This window comes from Rhodoflexus caldus (assembly GCF_021206925.1).
In the GTDB taxonomy this organism is placed as follows: domain Bacteria; phylum Bacteroidota; class Bacteroidia; order Cytophagales; family Thermoflexibacteraceae; genus Rhodoflexus; species Rhodoflexus caldus.
The window spans coordinates 140,027-159,016 of sequence record NZ_JAJPRF010000001.1; the positions used below are offsets into that span (position 1 = coordinate 140,027).

15 protein-coding genes are annotated in these 18,990 nt (G+C 48.8%); 11 read left to right on the forward strand and 4 right to left on the reverse strand.

Translation table 11 applies throughout. The annotated features are described in order from the left end of the window. Nucleotides 1–210 precede the first annotated feature (210 nt). From NDK19_RS00565 to NDK19_RS00585, 5 genes are all read left to right on the forward strand, one after another. Nucleotides 211–2,982, forward strand: coding sequence for a TonB-dependent receptor (locus NDK19_RS00565; RefSeq protein WP_250629877.1), 2,772 nt, complete (start codon nt 211–213; stop codon nt 2,980–2,982). A 113-nt stretch (nt 2,983–3,095) separates the two neighbouring features. After that, nucleotides 3,096–3,875: an SDR family NAD(P)-dependent oxidoreductase gene (locus NDK19_RS00570; protein WP_250629878.1), complete on the forward strand. Its 780-nt coding sequence runs from the start codon at nt 3,096–3,098 to the stop codon at nt 3,873–3,875. 114 nt (nt 3,876–3,989) lie between these two features. Further along, nucleotides 3,990–4,898: a DUF1838 family protein gene (locus NDK19_RS00575; protein ID WP_250629879.1), complete on the forward strand. Its 909-nt coding sequence runs from the start codon at nt 3,990–3,992 to the stop codon at nt 4,896–4,898. 2 nt (nt 4,899–4,900) lie between these two features. After that, nucleotides 4,901–5,449: an NUDIX domain-containing protein gene (locus NDK19_RS00580; protein ID WP_250629880.1), complete on the forward strand. Its 549-nt coding sequence runs from the start codon at nt 4,901–4,903 to the stop codon at nt 5,447–5,449. A gap of 82 nt (nt 5,450–5,531) precedes the next feature. Beyond that, nucleotides 5,532–5,921: a VOC family protein gene (locus NDK19_RS00585; RefSeq protein ID WP_250630194.1), complete on the forward strand. Its 390-nt coding sequence runs from the start codon at nt 5,532–5,534 to the stop codon at nt 5,919–5,921. Here NDK19_RS00585 and NDK19_RS00590 read toward each other — a convergent pair. From NDK19_RS00590 to yidD, 3 genes are all read right to left on the reverse strand, one after another. Further along, nucleotides 5,885–6,865 carry a hypothetical protein gene (locus tag NDK19_RS00590; protein ID WP_250629881.1) on the reverse strand — a complete coding sequence of 327 codons (981 nt, stop codon included), beginning with the start codon at nt 6,863–6,865 and terminating at the stop codon, nt 5,885–5,887. The genes NDK19_RS00585 and NDK19_RS00590 overlap by 37 nt on opposite strands. Next, on the reverse strand, nt 6,816–7,649 hold the full coding sequence (cas6, locus tag NDK19_RS00595) for a CRISPR-associated endoribonuclease Cas6 (RefSeq protein WP_250629882.1): 834 nt from the start codon (nt 7,647–7,649) through the stop codon (nt 6,816–6,818). The genes NDK19_RS00590 and cas6 overlap by 50 nt, the downstream gene beginning before the upstream one ends. 127 nt (nt 7,650–7,776) lie before the next feature. Beyond that, the gene (gene yidD, locus NDK19_RS00600) at nt 7,777–7,989 is read right to left on the reverse strand and encodes a membrane protein insertion efficiency factor YidD (RefSeq protein WP_250629883.1); all 213 of its coding nucleotides are present in this window, start codon (nt 7,987–7,989) and stop codon (nt 7,777–7,779) included. Nucleotides 7,990–8,083: 94 nt separating this feature from the next. On the opposite strand from yidD, the gene sucD reads away from it, so the two are divergent. From sucD to NDK19_RS00630, 6 genes are all read left to right on the forward strand, one after another. Next, complete coding sequence (gene sucD / locus NDK19_RS00605) at nt 8,084–8,974, forward strand: succinate--CoA ligase subunit alpha (RefSeq protein WP_250629884.1); 891 nt, start codon at nt 8,084–8,086, stop codon at nt 8,972–8,974. Between the two features lie 56 nt (nt 8,975–9,030). Further along, on the forward strand, nt 9,031–9,570 hold the full coding sequence (pyrR, locus tag NDK19_RS00610) for a bifunctional pyr operon transcriptional regulator/uracil phosphoribosyltransferase PyrR (RefSeq protein ID WP_250629885.1): 540 nt from the start codon (nt 9,031–9,033) through the stop codon (nt 9,568–9,570). A 232-nt stretch (nt 9,571–9,802) separates the two neighbouring features. Continuing rightward, complete coding sequence (locus NDK19_RS00615; RefSeq protein ID WP_250629886.1) at nt 9,803–10,753, forward strand: aspartate carbamoyltransferase catalytic subunit; 951 nt, start codon at nt 9,803–9,805, stop codon at nt 10,751–10,753. A 229-nt stretch (nt 10,754–10,982) separates the two neighbouring features. Beyond that, the gene (locus NDK19_RS00620; protein WP_250629887.1) at nt 10,983–12,167 is read left to right on the forward strand and encodes an AAA family ATPase; all 1,185 of its coding nucleotides are present in this window, start codon (nt 10,983–10,985) and stop codon (nt 12,165–12,167) included. A 9-nt stretch (nt 12,168–12,176) separates the two neighbouring features. Beyond that, nucleotides 12,177–12,752 (forward strand): DUF4276 family protein, encoded by a 576-nt coding sequence (locus NDK19_RS00625; protein WP_250629888.1) that lies wholly within the window; start codon nt 12,177–12,179, stop codon nt 12,750–12,752. 56 nt (nt 12,753–12,808) lie between these two features. Further along, the gene (locus tag NDK19_RS00630; protein ID WP_250629889.1) at nt 12,809–16,924 is read left to right on the forward strand and encodes a DUF445 family protein; all 4,116 of its coding nucleotides are present in this window, start codon (nt 12,809–12,811) and stop codon (nt 16,922–16,924) included. 8 nt (nt 16,925–16,932) lie between these two features. Here the strand turns inward: NDK19_RS00630 and NDK19_RS00635 are convergent, their stop codons facing one another. After that, on the reverse strand, nt 16,933–18,951 hold the full coding sequence (locus tag NDK19_RS00635; RefSeq protein ID WP_250629890.1) for a PP2C family protein-serine/threonine phosphatase: 2,019 nt from the start codon (nt 18,949–18,951) through the stop codon (nt 16,933–16,935). Between the last annotated feature and the right edge of the window lie 39 nt (nt 18,952–18,990).

Consider the following 18,990-nt stretch of genomic DNA (forward strand, 5'->3'; position numbering starts at 1 on the left):
TTTACAAACAACCTTTAAAATCGGTTTGCAGGTTTTTTTGTTCATTTTTATTTTGCCGACCGTTTTTTACTCCATACCGGTATAGCCCCTCTTGCACAAAAGTCCCGACTATCGGAAAAAAATATGTGTTCAGACAATAGTTAATTTGCTTAATCATTCTTAACTTTTCACCGTTCTTAAATCTTTACTTACTCACAATTGTAATCAGCAATGAAAAAACTTTTCACTCTTCTTTTCACGTGGGGCATACTGCTTGCCTCCCATGCCGTTATGGCACAACGAGGTACCGTACAGGGTACTGTCAAAGATGAAACCGGCGAAATAGCACCGGGCATAAACGTAATTGTTATAGGCACAAGTACGGGAACTGTCGTAAAAGCAGACGGTACTTACATGCTTTCCGTTCCGGCAGGTAATCTGCAATTGCAGTTTTCGGGTATCGGCTACAAAACGGTAGTCCAAAACGTCAGTGTAAAAGACGGCGAAACCGTAACCTTAGATGTTACCATCAATACAGGCACCAGCGTATTGAACGACGTAGTGGTTTCTGCCACCCGCCAGCCTGTTCGCAAAATTGAGGCAACAACGGCAGTAAGTGTATTGAACGCCGATGAACTGCTGAAACAAGTAGCTCCTACCATTGGTGATGCCTTGCGCTTCACGCCGGGTATATTTGTAGCTTCGCAACGCGGACGTGTGCGCGCCAACATCATTATGCGCGGCTTCCCTGAAAACCTCGGCACAGAAGACAAATACACCACCATGCTGATTGACGGTTTACCTGCCTATGCGGGCAGCGGTAACCCTTACGATGTGTATTTCCAGCAGGATTTAAACGTAGAACGCATTGAGGTGGTGCGCGGTGCAGCAGCCACGCTCTTTGGCCGTTCGGCTGCCGCCGGTGTTTACAACATCGTCAGCAAAACAGGCGGCGAAAAAACGCATGGTACCATTGAGCAGATTTTAGCACCCTCTCCTTCCGCTAAGGGTGGCATGATGACCCAAACAGGCATCAACGTAAACGGTGCCATTACGCAAAAACTGCGTTATAACGTAGGCGGCTTCTATCTGAACGACCCCGGCTTCCGTACACAAGCCGGCCCTGACAAAGGCTATCAGTTTCGCGGCAATTTTGATTATTTGTTTGACAAAGGCAGCATCCGCTTGTACGGCACCCTGCGCAGCATGGATTTATTCAACAACGTTGCCGTACCTACCCGTGTGAGCGACCTGAAAATGGACAGCCGCTTTACCAATCGGTTTACCGACTGGGGCGATGTTTGGAATGGTGTAAACTTCACCCGTCCGACGGGCATTACAGCAGCTACCGTGCCTCTTTTCCAAGGCAGCACCGAAACCATCAGCGGCAACCCGAACAACATAGAACAAGTTAATGTCGGCAAAGCCAACGAACGCGGTAACTACGGCGACGTGCGCTCCATCGGTCTGCGTTTTAACTACAACTTCGGCAGCGGATTCTCCATGCAGAACAACCTCCGCTACCAACGCGCCGATTTGGGTACGAAATTCATTACTGCTACGGCTTATGTTACCTCAACTGCTAACCCCAATCAGTTATGGGCTAACGTATTCAACTCTACCGGTGAGCGCACCATGTTTGATATCATTGATGAGTTGATTTTGAAGAAAGAAGCTACCATCGGCAACAGCAAGCACGTATTGACCGCCGGCGGCTATTTGGGTTACTATGAGCAACGGGCACTGGCAAGCGGTGTGTTTCTGGCCTCTGACCTGAGCGATGGTACGGTAAGATTGCGCACGCCGTTCCCGGGCGCAATACCCGGCATTTTGACTACTAACCTGCTGCGCGGCTCCGATACTTATTCGCAAGTAACCAACACTTCGGTATTCGTGGGTGATGAAGCCTCTTTTGCAGGCGATAAATTAAAAGTCAATCTTGGCTTGCGCTTTGACAACAGCAATATTAACATCCTACACTTCCTGCCCAAGTCTGCTAACGGACAAGTTACAGGGCCTTTGTTTGTATCGGGCTTTACCGACCGTCGCGAGGTGAGCATCGGTGCATTTAGCGCAACGCTGGGTATGAACTACTTAGTGGGCAAAAACTCCGCTATTTACGGCAACTTTGTGCGCGCGTTCCGTGCTCCCGACGAGCAAATATTCGTGAATATGCTCCGCGGTGTACCCGGACAACAACCACCACCTGAGCAGTTAGGCCCGGGCTTGGTAAACTATCGCCCGATTGACCCGACCAACCGTCCTTTTGTAACACAAATAGACAAACCGGAAACCATTTACAATGCAGAAATCGGCTTCCGTACTTCGGCACTGAACGAAGATTTAAGTTTTGACGTAGCCGGTTATTACACACAAATCAACGACCGTATCATTTCCGGCTTCCGCGATGTCGCACCGGGCTTCCCGCCGCAATCAACGTCTATCAGCGAAGGTTCCGTAGCCATCCGCGGCTTTGAAGGAACGGTAACTTATACGCCTTCTTGGGCAAAAGGGCTATTACTGCGCACTTCGCTAACCCTCCAAAGCAGCGAGTTCCTGTCCATCCCGAACGGCTTGCGCCTGACTTCCGTATTCACTATTCCGGAAGCCGAACTGAAAGGCAAAAAAATCAAAAACGTGCCCGGCACCATCTGGAACTTCAACGCACAGTATGAGCGCAAATTCAGCAAATCATTTGCCGCAGGTTTGGGCATAGACGGCAACTATATGGCCAACCGCTACGGCGACGAATTGAACCGATTCAAACTGGCAGATGTGATGCTGCTGAACGGCAACGTATTTGCCAAAGCCATTCTGAAAAACGGCAATGATATCCGCTTCTCGGTTCGCGTGAGCAACCTAACCGATACACAGGAAATTTTGTGGCTGCTGGACGTAACCAACCCGATTGTAGCGACAAGTGCACCAACCAATGCAACCATGATTCCGGGTATTCCGTTCCTGCCGCGCCGCACCTTTTTTACAGTGGCTTACAGTTTCTAAGTTTCTGGCAAAAAACGGAAAGCCGTATCGCAATTCCGACAGGTTGTTAAAACTTGTCGGAATTGTCTTTCTTGACAGACACATGAATAACCTCACTTAACGAAGATTTTACCATGCATTACAATCGTCTTGCACCGCCCGAAAATAGTCGGCTGGTAGTTGTCGGGGGCTGTGGCGGCATCGGGCGCGCAGTTGTCCGATTGGCTCTTGCCAACGGCCTCCAAGTAGCCGTTGTAGACTTGCCCCAATCTGTGGAAATGTTTCCGCCGCCTGAGGGTGTCATAACAATTACCGCAGATGCTACACAAGAATCGGCCGTCCGTCAGGCTTTTACCCAAATTGGCGAGCAATGGGGCGCAATAGACGGGCTGGTTAATTTGGCAGGCTTCCTCACCACTTTTGAAACAGTAGAAAACATCAGTGCTGACCAATGGGAGTATATCTCCGACGGCAGCCTGCTGACAACGCTGTTCCCTTGCAAATATGCCATTCCGCTGCTTCGCAAAAGCGAAGGCACAGCCGCCATTGTAAACATGACCACCGGCATTGCCTATGTAGGACGCGCCCGCTATGGCCCTTATGCGGCAGCCAAGGCAGCGGTTATTTCACTAACCAAAACACTGGCCGTAGAAAACGCCCCAAAAATTCGCGTCAATGCCGTTGCGCCCGGTGCCGTAGATACCCCCTTTCTTTCGGGTGGAACAGCCCACGGAGGCACAGAAGGAGGCAGTGCCCGCCGCGTTAATATGGGCGAATACCTGAAACTTGTACCGATGGGGTATCTGGCACAACCCGAAGAAGTAGCCGAGCCGATTCTTTTCCTCCTCAGCAATGCCGCCCGATATATCACCGGACAGGTTTTGCACATCAACGGCGGCGCTTTGATGATTTAAAGAACGTTACCGTCGGCTAGGGCAATGTGGCAAATTCCATAATTTTTTAGGCTTTTATTCAGGTTTTATGCCATTTGCAGGCTAATTTGTGGCTATTACAAACTACGAAGAAAAATGAGAACAATCGCACTCTTTCTGATGGCTGCCCTGCTGCTGGCAGCGCCCGAGGTATGGGCACAAAAAAATAAAACGGCGGCTGTGGCGCGTTTAGACCCTGCCAAAGCCGAGGATGCCGTTAAAATTATGCGCAAGTTGCAAAGCAGTTTGAAAGACGATGAAGATGTGGTGTACTGGTGGGAAGGCAGTGTTTACAGCCGCGTGCCGGGCGAAAAAGACCGTTTGCTGTTCACCTATCAGGCCATGAACATCCGCCGCAGCGCTACAGTAACCGACCCGGAAAAAGGCTACGGCTACCGCATGGTATCCCGCGAACTGCTGTTCTACCAAGACCCGCAAACCAAAGAAATTATGCGCACATGGAAAAACCCATGGACAGGCAAAGAGGTAGAAGTTATCCACATTGCCAACGACCCTGTGAACTCGCGCCCGACTTTTGCCGCAGCTAACAGTGCCAACCCCTACAAACTGCCCGGTACTTTTAAAGACGACATGTTCCTGATGACCTTTGAGGTGCCGCTGTTCTATACCAACCCGCTTGCCGGCGACTATCAGGAGTATGTAGGCGGCACTTATCAGGCAATGGAAATTTTTAATTTCGCCTGTGATGCCAATGACTTATTGGATGCCAACAAAAACACCGCCGAGAAAGCCATCGTAGCATGGAACCGCGTTTCCAAATGGTTGCCGTGGATGGAAATGGGCGACCGCACCGGCCAACTGATTTTCAGTGGCTTAGGCAAAAAACTCAAAAGTTGGGACGATTTGCCCGAGGTAGTGAAAAAAGAAATCAAAGCCAACTACCCCGCTTACGTAACCGCACCGCCGACCAACGACGAGCGCCCCAACGAAACCAGTTGGACAGTGTTCAAAAAATATATTGACGCTAAAAGACAGAAAAAATAAGGATGGAAAGCACGCATAACCCGTGGCAAACCCTTTCTTCCAGAGTCGTTTATGACAACCGATGGATTTCCGTGCGGGAATACCAAGTAATTAATCCTGCCGGAAATCCCGGTATCTACGGTGTAGTCAGTTTTAAAAATATTGCCATCGGCATTATTCCCATTGATGCCAACGGCTACACGTGGCTGGTCGGACAATACCGCTATCCCCTCAACGAATACTCATGGGAAATTCCGATGGGCGGAGGCCCCAAAGAGCAGGATGTTTTAACTTCGGCACAGCGCGAGCTCAAAGAAGAAACAGGTTTTACCGCTCAAAAGTGGACTTGCCTGATGAAATTGCATACCTCTAATTCAGTTACCGACGAAGTAGGTTACGTATTCCTTGCCGAAGACTTGCAGGCAGGCGAAACCGAATTTGAAGAAACCGAGCAACTGGCGCTGTGGCATTTGCCGTTCAGCGAAGCGGTGGCAATGGTGATGGACGGGCGCATTACCGATGCCATCAGCGTGGCGGGGCTGCTCAGAGCGGCGGCAGCTTTAAACAAGTGAGCGCAACCAAATGACAATTCGGATTTCGGATTTTAAAAAAAAGAACGTAAAAAAATTTGCCCAACTGTTGGAAGCAACATCCATGAATCAACGATTGGTACAGATAGCCCTCGTCGTACGCGATTATGACGAGGCTATTGATTTTTATACCCGCAAACTGGGGTTTGAATTGATAGAAGATACCCTCATGAGTGAAACCAAGCGCTGGGTAGTGGTTGCCCCTCGCGGTGAAGGAGGCTGTCGGTTATTGCTTGCCAAAGCAACCAATGAGGAACAAACCTCACGCATTGGCAATCAAACGGGCGGGCGGGTGTTTCTGTTTCTGCATACAGACAACTTTGACCGCGATTACCAACGGCTTATCAGTGAAAACATCACCATCGTTCGCCCTCAATCGGAGGAAAGCTACGGCAAAGTAGCTGTTTTTGCCGACCTCTACGGCAACCTTTGGGATTTGATAGAACCGCGCTGAGGAGCGTGCAGCCAAATCATCCGCTGCCGCCAGTCAATCGTGAGGAGGTAGCGGCGCAGAAATGCCAGCCCTAACAGTCCGTATCTGCTTTGCGAATGTATCACGGGCAAGTCATCAAAAGTATGCAACCCCTCCATGCGCAGCGAATCCATCACCAAGCCCTGCCCTGATGTAACGCCGTGTATGCTGTAAGGCAATTGCATTGGCTGCAATTCATTGTCATACATGAAAGACGTATGATTGGCTGTAAATTCTGCATCCAGTAAAATGCCACCCCAAAAGCCTGTACTCAATTGCATCACCAATTGATAAGGAAAGCGGTTAAACTGCACCTGCCATTTGGGGCTGCGGTAAATCGTGCGGTTAAAAGGCAGCGCGATTGTTTGCGGCAAACCGATGAACTTTTCGGGCGAAGGCGCAATAATGACGCGGTTATTTTCCCAGTCAAAATGCCAAGTGCGGTGCTGCATCAGGTTTGCACCTATAACCCCCTGAATGCCTTTTTGTTGCAGTGCGGTTTGCAGGCCGTCCGTCAGCAGGCCGCCGCCTATGCCTTGAAAGCTGCCGTTACCCATGTGCAGCGGCGGCATAACGCCAAAACTTTCTGCCAGCGTATCTCCCGCCGCATTAATGAGTGGAATGCGGATATGGTTGTCCGATACCTGTGCACCTGCCCATAAACAAGGCAAGGCCGTATCAATCAGCCAATGCTGCCGCTGATTGCCTGCCCTGATGCTAACGATGGGAAATACGGAATCGGTAAACAAGAGCGTATCATAACCGACGTGGTTGGTTGCTCCTGCCCGCATGAGTTGATGCAACTGTTCATGGCGCGTTTGACAGCCGCTCAACCAAAAAAACAAGGCGGCTAAAAGTGCCGCTCCGATGTATTTTCTACCGATAAGAAGGTACAACTTTTGGCGGCAGTTTGTGATTGAGCTCATAAGGCATACTGCGCAACGTAGGGTCTGTATTGGCAAGGTCTAACATGCCATAGCCGGCAGTAGTGGCTTCTCCCAAGCCGCAGAAAAAGACAAATTCCTGCACTTTGGGGTCAGCATAGAGCGAGAAAGGCATGGTATAGCCTCTCACTTCGGTTTTTTTATGATGATTGGGCAGCGTATAAATTCTGGCAAATTTTTTTGATTCTTTGGTAATTTTGGAGAGATAATATTGATCAGGGACAATCTGAAACTTGAAAAAACTTGCTACTTGCTCGGGCGTGTACAAGCCCGAACGCTCAATGCGATTCATGGTTGATTCGTAGAGCAAGTCGGAGAACTGGTCGGTATCAGGCATAATGAACTCCTTCGCCCCCATTTCGTTACCGGCCTGCATGGTGCAAACCAACGGCGAAAGACAGATGTACTTCATTTCCTCGCTAAACTCGGGGGTATGCTCGCGTTCCACCATTTCGGGCGACAAAATCAGCCCACCTACCTCAATAAACTGATTACTGAACAGTTGTTGCAGGAAGTAATCCATAAATTGTTGGTCTACACACGCAAACACCAGCGTTACACGGCTTGAAAAATATTGAAGCCCGTTGCGGCTGACTTTGGTTTGCCCCTTGATGCCGGAGAAGTTGTAGAACTCACAAGCAGGATAGTGGCTACCTGCACTGCCCGATGTTAAATCTTTAATCATAGCAGCCAGCAGGTGCTGATGATGGAAAGGCAATACCCCGCCTTTGTTTCTTAGCTTAAAAATAATTCTCGTCCGTAACACAATTCGACATGGTTTAACCGCTTTCGCGAAAAAATTACTGATTCAGTTTTTTTAACATGTGCAAACGTAAATTGTTTGCCAAAAGTTCAACTTTCTTACAACTTTCTTACAATGTATCGCGGCTTGCTCACGGGACGGGGTCGTACCCACTTCCGCCCCAAGGGTGACAACGCCCGATGCGCTTCAGCCCTAACCAAAAACCTTTCAGTATCCCGTGCTTTTCCACCGCCTGCACCATATACTCCGAGCAGGTAGGCGTAAACCGACAAGCAGCCGGATACAGCGGGCTGATAGCTGCCTGATAAACCCTCAACAAAAAAATAAACGAACGCCTGAGCATGAGAGATAAAAGTAAGAGATTTATCTGCAAGATTCGTGCGCAAATGCAACCCGAAAACCCTATTTTTGCCGCAAACTTAATCAATGCCGTCCTAATGAGCGTTTTAGTCAATAAATCTTCTCGTATTATCGTACAAGGGTTTACCGGTTCGGAAGGAACCTTTCATGCCACACAAATGATTGAGTATGGCAAAGAGTTTAACGGTGCACAGGTAGTTGGCGGCGTTCGCCCCGGCAAAGGTGGTACTACCCACTTAGACCTGCCCGTTTTTGACACTGTGAAAGATGCCGTAGCAGCCACAGGCGCAAACGTATCCATCATCTTTGTTCCTCCCGCAGGTGCTGCCAATGCCATTTTGGAAGCAGCCGAAGGCGGTATTGAATTGGTGGTATGTATCACCGAAGGTATCCCTGTCAAAGATATGATGAAGGTAAAGCACGCCCTGAAAGGCAGCAAAACCCGCCTGATTGGCCCTAACTGCCCGGGTGTTATCAGCGCAGGACAGGCGAAAGTAGGCATCATGCCGGGCTTTATCTTCAAAGAAGGCCGCGTAGGCATTGTTTCTAAATCAGGTACTTTGACCTACGAAGCAGCCGACCAAGTAGCCAAAGCAGGTTTAGGCATCTCTACCGCTATCGGTATCGGTGGCGACCCCATCATTGGCACTACCACCAAAGAAGCCGTTGAACTGCTGATGAACGACCCCGACACAGATGCCATCGTGATGATTGGCGAAATCGGCGGACAATTGGAAGCCGACGCTGCCCGCTGGATTAAGGCAGACGGCAACCGCAAGCCCGTTATCGGCTTCATTGCGGGACAGACCGCACCCAAAGGCCGACGCATGGGTCATGCCGGAGCTATCATCGGCGGAGACGACGACACTGCCGCCGCCAAAATGCGCATCATGCGCGAAAACGGCATCACCGTTGTGGAGTCGCCCGCGCTGATAGGCGAAACCGTTGCCAAAGTTTTAGGAAAATAAGTTGCTCATTATAGAAAGCCGTTTGTAACTTCAACAAACGGCTTTTTTATAGGCTTATGGAAAAATTGCGATTGTTAGACGGGCAACTCTTAGACCTGACCATGCAGCGCCTCTGCCACCAATTGGTAGAAAAACATGAGGATTTTGCCCATTCGGTGCTCGTGGGTATGCAGCCGCGCGGGCGCTATTTTGCCGACCGCATCAAGGCGCGTTTAGACCGCATCACGAGCGGCAATGTGCCTATCGGCTACTTGGATATCACGTTCTACCGCGACGACTTCCGCCGACGCAATGAACCCTTGCAGGCAAGCGAAACCCTGCTGCCTTTTGATGTGGAAGGTAAGCATGTCGTACTAATTGATGATGTTCTGTTTACGGGCAGAACCATTCGCGCCGCGCTGAGTGCGCTGGGCGAATACGGCAGACCTGCCTCAGTAGAACTGCTGGTACTGATAGACCGCCTGTACAGTCGCGATTTGCCCATTCAGCCTGACTATACGGGGCGCACCGTTAACAGCATTCTTTCGCAGCGCGTAGTGGTAGAATGGACGGAACAGGGCGCTGCCGAAGATGCCATCTGGTTGGTTACCAAGTAGTTTTGAAGAATGTGGACAACCGGCGTATGACGCAGGTTTACGCTGATTTTTTAATCTACACATCTGGATGGCTAATAATTGCAACGAGCATACAAAAGCGCAATTGATTCGCAAAAGCGACTTTTTGTAAGTTATTTAAAATCACATACTTGAAACCTGACAGTTCTTGGCAACCTGTCAGGTTTGTCTATAACCGTTAATTGCAGGGACACACAAAATTGACAATTTTTATATGGCTGCGCTTTCCGTTAATCACTTGCTGGGCATCAAAGGGCTGACCACCGAAGACATTGAGCTTATTTTTGATACCGCCGATAAGTTCAAAGAGGTGCTGAATCGCCCGATTCGCAAAGTGCCTTCGCTGCGCGATATTACCATTGCCAACGTATTTTTTGAAAACTCTACCCGCACGCGACTTTCGTTTGAACTCGCGGAAAAACGGCTTTCGGCAGATGTCATCAACTTTTCGGCTTCGGGCAGCTCAGTGAAAAAAGGTGAAACGCTGCTGGATACGGTGAACAACATTCTGGCCATGAAGGTAGAAATGATTGTGATGCGCCATGCAAGTCCCGGAGCACCGCACTTCCTTTCGCGCCATATCAAAGCAGCGATTGTTAATGCGGGCGACGGCACGCACGAACACCCGACACAAGCACTGCTGGATGCTTACTCCATCCGCGAAAAACTCGGCTCGGTCGGCGGCAAAAAAATCGCCATCATCGGCGACATCAGCCACTCGCGCGTGGCACTTTCCAATATTTTCTGCCTGCAAAAATTGGGGGCAGAGGTTATGGTTTGCGGTCCCGCCACGCTTATTCCCAAGCACATGGCAAGTTTAGGGGTAAAAGTGGTGCACGATACACGGCAGGCGTTGGAATGGTGCGACGTAGCCAACGTATTGCGCATTCAGTTAGAGCGGCAACAGGGCAAAAATTTCCCCTCGTTGCGCGAATATGCCCGCTACTACGGCATCAACGGCAATCTGTTGCGGCAAATCGGTAGGCCGATAACGATTATGCACCCGGGCCCCATCAATCGCGGCATAGAACTGACCAGCGACGTAGCCGACTCGGCGCAATCCATCATTTTAGACCAAGTGGAAAACGGCGTGGCTATCCGCATGGCGGTGCTGTACCTGTTGGCGGAGAAAATCAAGGTCTATGGCGCAGGCAAGGCGGCGTAACGGATTGCCGGATTTTGCGTAATTTTTGGGAAGTCTTTCGCGCGAATACCTGTAATTGCACAGTTGAGTGTAACCAAACACATGGCATAAGCACGCAGATTGCAACAGATTACACGGATGCTCCCCGATTGAGATGTTTAAAAACGCAGCACTTTGTATAAGCTCTCATCAAGAAAAATGCAGCCGAAAGGTAGCGCCGCGCGGACAAAAAGTTTGAAAGACCTCGGTTATGAGAATTGAAAGCATTCGGATAAAGAATTACAAGGTATTTAAGGATGTTGAACTGAACGACTTACCCGAATTAGCCGTTTTCGTTGGGGCTAATGGTGTCGGTAAAACCACCTTATTTGATGTATTCGGCTTTCTGAGCGATGCACTGAAAAACAATATACGTCAAGCAATTGCGAAAAGAGGCGGCTTTAAAGAAGTTATCAGCAGAGGACAGCAAGGCTTGATAGAGTTTGAACTGCAATTCCGATTAACCATAGCAGGGAAGAACAGACTTGTTACCTACCGATTGGAAATCGGGGAAGAAGAAGGCAAACCGTATATTGAGCGTGAAATATTGCGATACAAAAGAGGGGCTTACGGCTCGCCTTATCATTTTCTGGATTTTTCAAGAGGTTCGGGATACGCTATCACCAACGAAGAAGATTTTGATAAGCCCGATGAAGAGTTGGACAGAGAGCAGCAAAAATTAGGCTCGCCCGATATATTAGCAATCAAAGGATTAGGACAATTTGAGCGGTTCAAAGCAGCAAGTGCTTTTAGAACTTTTATAGAAAATTGGCATGTTTCCGATTTTCATATTTCCGTTGCACGTCCGAGCAGAGAAGCCGGCTATGCAGAGCACCTTTCCCCAACAGGCGACAATTTGCCGCTTGTAGCGCAATACATGTTTGAAAATCAGAAAGATGCATTTAATCTGGTGCTTGAGAAAATGAAAAGAAGAGTGCCGGGTATTCAGGATGTTAAAGCAGAAGCGACAATTGACGGAAGAATAGTACTGCGCTTTCAGGACGGCTCATTCAAAGACCCTTTTATTGCTAATTATGTTTCGGATGGCACTATCAAAATGTTTGCCTATCTGATTTTATTGCACGACCCTAATCCGCACCCACTGCTGTGTATAGAAGAACCTGAAAATCAATTATATCCAAGTTTGCTGTTTGAACTTTTGGAGGAGTTCAGAGCATATGCCAAAAGCGGAGGGCAGGTATTTGTATCATCACACTCACCGGATTTGCTGAACGGAGCTACACCTGATGAGGTCTACTGGTTAGTTAAACAGGACGGCTATACACGCATTGAACGTGCGTCGCATCATCAAGAGATAGTAACACTGTACGAAGAAGGTGAAAAACTCGGTTACTTGTGGAAGGAAAACTATTTCAAAGGAAGTAACCCCGAATGAGTTGCGGCTATGAACTACAAGGCATTGGAAATATTGACGGAAGAGCCTTCTATGGAATACTTTCTCAGGGGGCTGCTCCCGCGAATATTACCCAAAGAATATGTATTAGATGAAAATTGCTTTATTCGCCCACATGAAGGCAAAAGCCATTTGCAAAAATCCATTCCCATAAAAATGCGGGCATATGCACGATATCCCTACCCCGTGAAGGTACTCATTGTTCACGACCAAGACTCAAACGATTGTAAAGTTCTCAAAAACAAACTGATAGAGTTAGCGGGGGCATCTAAAATTCCCTGTCTTGTCCGAATTGCGTGCAGGGAACTTGAAAATTGGTACTTAGGCGATTTTGAGGCAGTTGAAAAAATCTATCCCGAAATTCGCGCCGAGCAACAGGTCAAAAAGGCCAAATTCAAAAACCCGGACTCGGTATTCGGTGCGCATGAAATAGGATTGCTCACCAAAAATTTCGGCAAAATTCATGCTGCCCGTTCGTTGGGCGAAATCATCAACATAGAAGCTAATACTTCGCCAAGTTTTCGGCAATTTATTAGCGGGCTTTCAAAACTTTTGAGTAATTCATGAATAAAAAACAATTGTTGTATGCGTAGAAGCACAATCTCATGCCATTAACCTAATCAATGCTAACCACCCTCCTTGCCAAAATCATCAGTGGCGCTTATGTCGGTTATGCCACCAACGACTTAGCCATCCAAATGCTGTTCCGCAAACGCTTTGGGCTGGGGGGCATCGTGTTGCGCACACGCGATGAGTTTATCGCTAACATCAGCCGCTTGGTAGAGCGCGACATCATCAATCACCACACGTTGAGCCGCGAACTGGCCGAAAACCCCGGGGCTTTTCAGGACAGCCTCGCCGATGCTTTACAAGACTTGACAGGGCGCAGCCTTTGGCTATATCTGCCTGAAAATGAACCTATAAACTCTCTGGCAGGATTTGATGCCTCTATTCAACGCATTGCCGACAGTGCATGGCAGCTGTTTCGCGACAAGGATTTACAACAGTCTTTACGGCACATTATCGGTGCGGCCAATATGGAGCCGCTGCTGACAGCGGATTTACTCACCGCATTAGAAAACCGATTGAGGCAGTTGTTGCAAGAGGCTCAGCAAGCCCATCCTTTGCTTGCCGATACACTTACATACGCTGACTTTCAACACCTGACTTTTGCCGATATACTTTTGCCAAAAGACTATGAAATATTGGGCAGACAACTGGCACAACCGCTGCGGCAGCTCTACACCGTAGCAGGGCGCGAAAGCACCGAAACCTTTTTTGAAGCCGCCGAGGTGTTGCTGCTCAGTCCCGAATGGCTGAACCCTGTTGCCGAAAAACTGCGCTCGCAAACTTTGGGGGCTTTGCTGGGCGAAGAAAACGGCAAAGCATTGGTTAATACCCTCGCCGAGCGATTGGTAGCAGTAGTAGAATCGCCCGAAGGAAAGCAGGTACTGGAAAATTTTGCTCAGTTTTTCTGGGAAGTACTTTCACAGGAAAAAACCACTGTTTTTTCGTTGCTGAATGAAAATCTGGCTGAACGGTTTGATTCATTTCTTCGGGGCTACTTGCCCATAGTGCTGCAAAAGTTGATTGAGTGGCTCCAATCGCGCCGCAATCGGTTGGAGGCCATCATAGACAGTACTTTCCGCAAAAACATCAAATGGAAGTTTCAGGACATTATTCTACAACTGTTCGTCGGAAGCATCAGCCAATATGCCGATGTGGTGCGCCGCATAACCGATATTTTGGACAAACACAGCCAAAATCCTAAGGAAACCGCAACCCTGCTCACCGAGCAGATTATACGTTTTCTTAAACAAAACACAATCGGGCAGATTGTCAGTCAATTGCGCCAAAACGATAAGCGCCTGCAATTGGCAGGTGCAAACCCTACCTTTACAGGCGACCCGCTGGCAAACTTGCTGCAAAAGGCAATTATCGGGTTGTTGCGGTCTCCGACTGATTCTGTTTTGCGATTTTCCGCGCTGGCAGAGCGCCCGCTGGGCAATTTTATTACACAGGAAGAAACGGTCAAGCTATTGCAGCAAGCCATTTGCTATATCTGGCAGGAACAGATAAAAAAGCGATGGCTGTATGCGCCTCGTTCGGGTGCGCAACTGGAACGACTGGCAGTTGCTTTCCAAGAAACGGCGTATCACCGTCCTTGGGGAGAGTGGGTATCCGAAACGCGATTCCGCAGCCTTTTGCAGCAGGCTGATAACCGACTGCCTGATTGGGTGAAAGGCGCTTTGTTGCAAAATAAGGCTGCTATTGCACACCGAATGCAACTGTGGATAGCCGATTTATCACCCGATGCGCAGGAAGCAGCTCAACTGACGGCTGCATACATAGACACAAGTTTGCGACGATTAGGCACACAGCCGTGGGGCAGTGCCCGTGCCGCATTTGATTCATGGTCAATTGTATTGCCTGCACGCTTACAGCAACTGCTGCTGCAAAATTTGGAATTTCTGCTTACGGGGCGCATAGAGGCGGTAGTTCGCAACAGCCTCCAAAAAATGCCTAATGAAAAGCTGCTGGACTTGGTAGAGCGATTCATGGGGCGCGAATTGAAACCCATTACGTTGCTGGGGGCACTGCTGGGCGGCATTGCAGGCGGAACGCTGGCATTTATACCTGCTTTCAATACCGAAAACCTGATTTCGTGGGAAGATACGGCACTGGCTGCTGCTGCTTACGGCCTCACGGGATATGGCACTAATTGGCTCGCACTGCGAATGATTTTTCGCCCCTATCGCCCGATAGAATGGGCAAAAGGTCGGGCATTGCCGTTTACGCCCGGTGTAGTAGCCAAAAACCAAGGGCGTTTTGCCGAAAACATGGGTAAGTTCGTAGCGGGCGGCCTGCTCAATCCGCAAAATATTGCCGCTACTTTTGACGATAAAAAAGAAACCATCCGCAAACAGGCACGGGAATACATCGCACAACCGCACTTGCTGATTCCCGAAAAGTGGTTACAGGAAAACCGTACGGCCATTGCTGCCGCCCTAACCGATTGGGCAGCACAATCGGTGCAAAAACACTCGCACACGCTCAGCGCAAAAATCGGGCAACGAATCGCCGCATTTTCTGCGGAAAATCTGCCTTGGGAGCATATCAATCGGGTGGCCGCAGAGCAGTTGCAAAATGCCGATAGCAGGGAGCAACTGGCGGCAAAAGTGGCAGAAACCATACTGAAACAATTGCAAAACCCCTCTACGTTCAGCGAGCTTTGGGGCAGCAAGCGGAAAAATTATGCAGGCAAACTGGCCAATGAGGTGCTGCCTTTTGCCATGCACACAGCCGAAACCCTGACCGCAGATGATTTGCGCAAATCGTTATTGCCACCCATAGAACAAGTGTGGCAGCGGTTCAATGAAGCACCGCTCGGGCAATATGTGGGCACTTTGCAACAGGAAAAACTCAAAATGCGGCTGCATGTTGCGTTAGAGCAGCAACTGGCAGACGAATCGCTGCGCGGGTTGCTGTACCAACTCATCGAGAATCGGCTGTCGCAGGAGTTTAGCCCCCATCGGAAAATCAGCGAATTGTTTGACGGCAAGTTGATGGAAGTAATTACCCGCAACTTGGACAGTGTATTAGATGGGTTTATTACCATTGGTTTAAGCTGGTTGCAGGACAACAAAGAACTACTCGCCGAAAAAGTTTATGAACAGGCCTATGCACAAAGCAAGGCAGGAGCATTTGTTTACAAAAGCACCATCAAAGACAGCGTTATTGAACTGGCCAATCAAGGCATCCCTGAGTTTTTCCAGCATGAATCTGCAAGTTTAAAAGAACTTATCGGTGAATGGGCGGGGCAACTGGGCGAAACTCCGCTTTCGGCAATCGGCATAAAGGTTGATGAGTTGTATCTGAAACAACTCACCGATACGCTGCTGGCCAAACCCGAACTGCGCGATGCTATCATGCGTGCACTCAATCTGCTGGTAGATGAATTGGTAAAAATGCCGGTGGCCTCATTTGCGGGCGTGCTCCAAATTACCGATGCAGAAAGCCTTTGGCAACGCACAGCACCCGTAATGGCAGTTGCTTGGCAGGAATTGCAAGCACCTTTGCAGCGGCATTTGCCGGAACTATTGCCGCTGTTGATGCAGGCGGCATTAGAAATAGCCGAACAACTCTGGGGAAAACTTTCGCCCCGCGAAATAACTGCATCGCTCAATACCGATGCCATTGCCAATCGTTTGGAAGTAGCTGTACGGCATTATCTGTCGCAACCGACCACCCGGCAGTGGCTGCAACAAACTTTACGGGAGTGGCAACATCAACTTGCCAATGAACCGCTTGATAAGATATTGCCTGCCAACCATTTGGCCTCGCAAGTGGTTGCGCTGCTGCAACAACTGCTGACCCATGCAGACAGCCGCCATGCAGTGCAGCAACTTGCGGAAGAATTATTAAGTGCGCTGCTGCCGAAGTTGCCGCACAGCCTTGCTCCTGAAACCCTGCAAACTCTTGCCGATGCGTTAGTAAGCGCAGTATTGGAAACGGCACAGCAACATTTGCCCGCCATTGTAAATGCGGTGGATATCCGCAAAGTAGTCATCCGCGAGGTATCGGAAATGAACCCCAAAGAAATAGAAAGCCTGTTTTACAGTTTCGCCGAGCAATATTTCAGACAATTAATTAACTACGGCTTCGGGTTTGGAGTCATTTTCGGCTTGGTGATTGACCTTGCCTTGGGCATGGGCTTGCGCTTGGTTGCAGGCCAGTAGCCGCCCAATCAACCGATTCTTACGGCAAGTACGGTCATGTCATCCCGCAGCGGGGCGCCTTTTCTGTGCTCGTGAAGCGCTTTTTCCAAACCTTCTTTTTGGTGCTCCATGCTCATATGCCCGTAAGCAGAAATCACCTGTTTAAGCTGTTGATAACCAAACTTATCAAGCGATGGATTGGGTTGGTCGGTTATGCCATCGGTAAATAAGTACAGCGAATCTCCCGCATTGACGGTGATATGATGGTCTTGGTAATGATGGTTGAGGTCTTTCTTAAACCCTCCGATAGGTTTGCGGTCGCCGCGTATTTCTTCCAACGTATCGGTTTGTGCTCTGTATATCAGCAAGGCTCGCTTGGCACCCGCAAAACAAACATCATGGCCTTCTATCAGGCAAATACCTACATCCATGCTATCGTTGTTTACCTTTTGCTCCTGACGAAGGACAATGCGCAGGTTTTTGTCCAAGCCGTCCAAAATTTGGGAAGGTTTGGAGAACCCGTGTTGCTTGACTTGCTCGTTCAGTAGGTTATAACCTATCAGCGACATGAAAGCGCCCGGCACACCATGCCCCGTACAATCTACGACAGCAATCAGGGTTTTATTGCCGTCCGAATAGCACCAGTAAAAATCCCCCGATACGATGTCTTTGGGTTGATAATAGACAAAATAGTCTTTAAAGGCTTCCTTAAAAGTGCTTGCAAGCGGCAGAATCGCATTTTGGATAGACTCTGCATAGCGAATACTGGTCGTAATCTGGTGATTTTGGCGTTCAATTTCAGTTTTTTGGGACTGTATTTCCAAATATGCTTTTTCCAGATTTTTGTTTTTCTCTTCAATGCTGTTGCGCTGGCCGATAATTTCTTCTTTCTGTTTTTTGAGTTTTTGAGAAACGCTGTAAGACGCAACGGCTGCTCCGGCAAGCCCTAAGGCTACCAAAGCAATAATCAACAAACGGGCGCGGTAGAGTGCTTCAATGGCTTCTTTCTCCTTCACGGCCGCCTCTTTCTCCGCAGCGATGGTTTCTATTTTCTGAACGGCTGCGGCATTGATTGAGTCTTTGGACATTACCTCTAATCTCATGCGCTCAATCACCTGCTTTATTTTCTCCTGTGCACTTTCGTAAGCAAGGTCGTTTTCTATCAGTTGTTTCTCCAATCGGTTGAGGTATTTGCGGAGTTCTTGTTTGGCCTCATCGGAAAGTTGCTGGTTGCCAAGTTGTGAGGCTATTTTCTCTATTTCATCCCGAATTTTAATGCTGCGCTCATTGAGAAACTGCTTCTCCATCTCCAATTCGTTGAGCACATTGGTGAAGTCTTGCCTGATAATCTCCGAATCGGCTTTTTCGGTGCTTGGCAAAAGTTTTTCCTCCGGTTTGCTGCCGGTGGTTGGTTGCGGCTGCGTGGTTTCCTGCTTGGCCACGGTTGATGGTTTTGCCCCTTTCAGGTAAACAAAAAAACGCCTGTTGGCTGCTGTGTAGTAGGTGCTGCTGACCTCGTAGCCCTCAACGGAGATTGGCTCGCTGTCGAGCTCATCGGCTTTAAAATAGGGCGGGCTGTTAAACTCTACACAGCCTTTTTCATTGGTTCTGAATTTCTTCCCCTTTATAGTAACGGCAACCTGTGCAGGCAGCGGCAGGCTTCTTTCATCAAAAAACTCTATCAGTTGCACAACCCCCTCGGGCAATTCTTCTTTCAATTTGATTATCAAAGTATTGGCTGCCGCATTGTAAGCATAGCCGCCACGCTCTATTTTTTTATTGCCCACATAGACAGCCGTTTGCCCCAAAACAGCAAAAGAGGCAGGCATCGGCAGTTCAAAGTTGCCGTTTCCGTCTGTTTCATCCACAATATTATTGAAGCCCTCAAAGAAAACTTTTACCCCTTTGACAGGCTGATTGTCCGTATTGACAACCTGACCTGAAAACAGTCTGGTTTTATTGCCCTGCGCACCTGATTGCCCCGAATGGAAAACGAATAAAAACAAATAACAAAATACTACTATGATGAACTTATTCAGAGATTTCATTACTTTGAGTTTGAAGGGCAATTTAGCGAAAAAGCGACG

Bases quoted from the DNA above. Each gene is read 5' to 3' on its own strand.
- NDK19_RS00565 (WP_250629877.1), top strand. From the start codon at position 211: ATGAAAAAACTTTTCACTCTTCTTTTCACGTGGGGCATACTGCTTGCC.
- NDK19_RS00570 (WP_250629878.1), top strand. From the start codon at position 3,096: ATGCATTACAATCGTCTTGCACCGCCCGAAAATAGTCGGCTGGTAGTT.
- NDK19_RS00575 (WP_250629879.1), top strand. From the start codon at position 3,990: ATGAGAACAATCGCACTCTTTCTGATGGCTGCCCTGCTGCTGGCAGCG.
- NDK19_RS00580 (WP_250629880.1), top strand. From the start codon at position 4,901: ATGGAAAGCACGCATAACCCGTGGCAAACCCTTTCTTCCAGAGTCGTT.
- NDK19_RS00585 (WP_250630194.1), top strand. From the start codon at position 5,532: ATGAATCAACGATTGGTACAGATAGCCCTCGTCGTACGCGATTATGAC.
- NDK19_RS00590 (WP_250629881.1), bottom strand. From the start codon at position 6,865: ATGAGCTCAATCACAAACTGCCGCCAAAAGTTGTACCTTCTTATCGGT.
- yidD (WP_250629883.1), bottom strand. From the start codon at position 7,989: ATGCTCAGGCGTTCGTTTATTTTTTTGTTGAGGGTTTATCAGGCAGCT.
- sucD (WP_250629884.1), top strand. From the start codon at position 8,084: ATGAGCGTTTTAGTCAATAAATCTTCTCGTATTATCGTACAAGGGTTT.
- pyrR (WP_250629885.1), top strand. From the start codon at position 9,031: ATGGAAAAATTGCGATTGTTAGACGGGCAACTCTTAGACCTGACCATG.
- NDK19_RS00615 (WP_250629886.1), top strand. From the start codon at position 9,803: ATGGCTGCGCTTTCCGTTAATCACTTGCTGGGCATCAAAGGGCTGACC.
- NDK19_RS00620 (WP_250629887.1), top strand. From the start codon at position 10,983: ATGAGAATTGAAAGCATTCGGATAAAGAATTACAAGGTATTTAAGGAT.
- NDK19_RS00625 (WP_250629888.1), top strand. From the start codon at position 12,177: ATGAACTACAAGGCATTGGAAATATTGACGGAAGAGCCTTCTATGGAA.
- NDK19_RS00630 (WP_250629889.1), top strand. From the start codon at position 12,809: ATGCTAACCACCCTCCTTGCCAAAATCATCAGTGGCGCTTATGTCGGT.
- NDK19_RS00635 (WP_250629890.1), bottom strand. From the start codon at position 18,951: ATGAAATCTCTGAATAAGTTCATCATAGTAGTATTTTGTTATTTGTTT.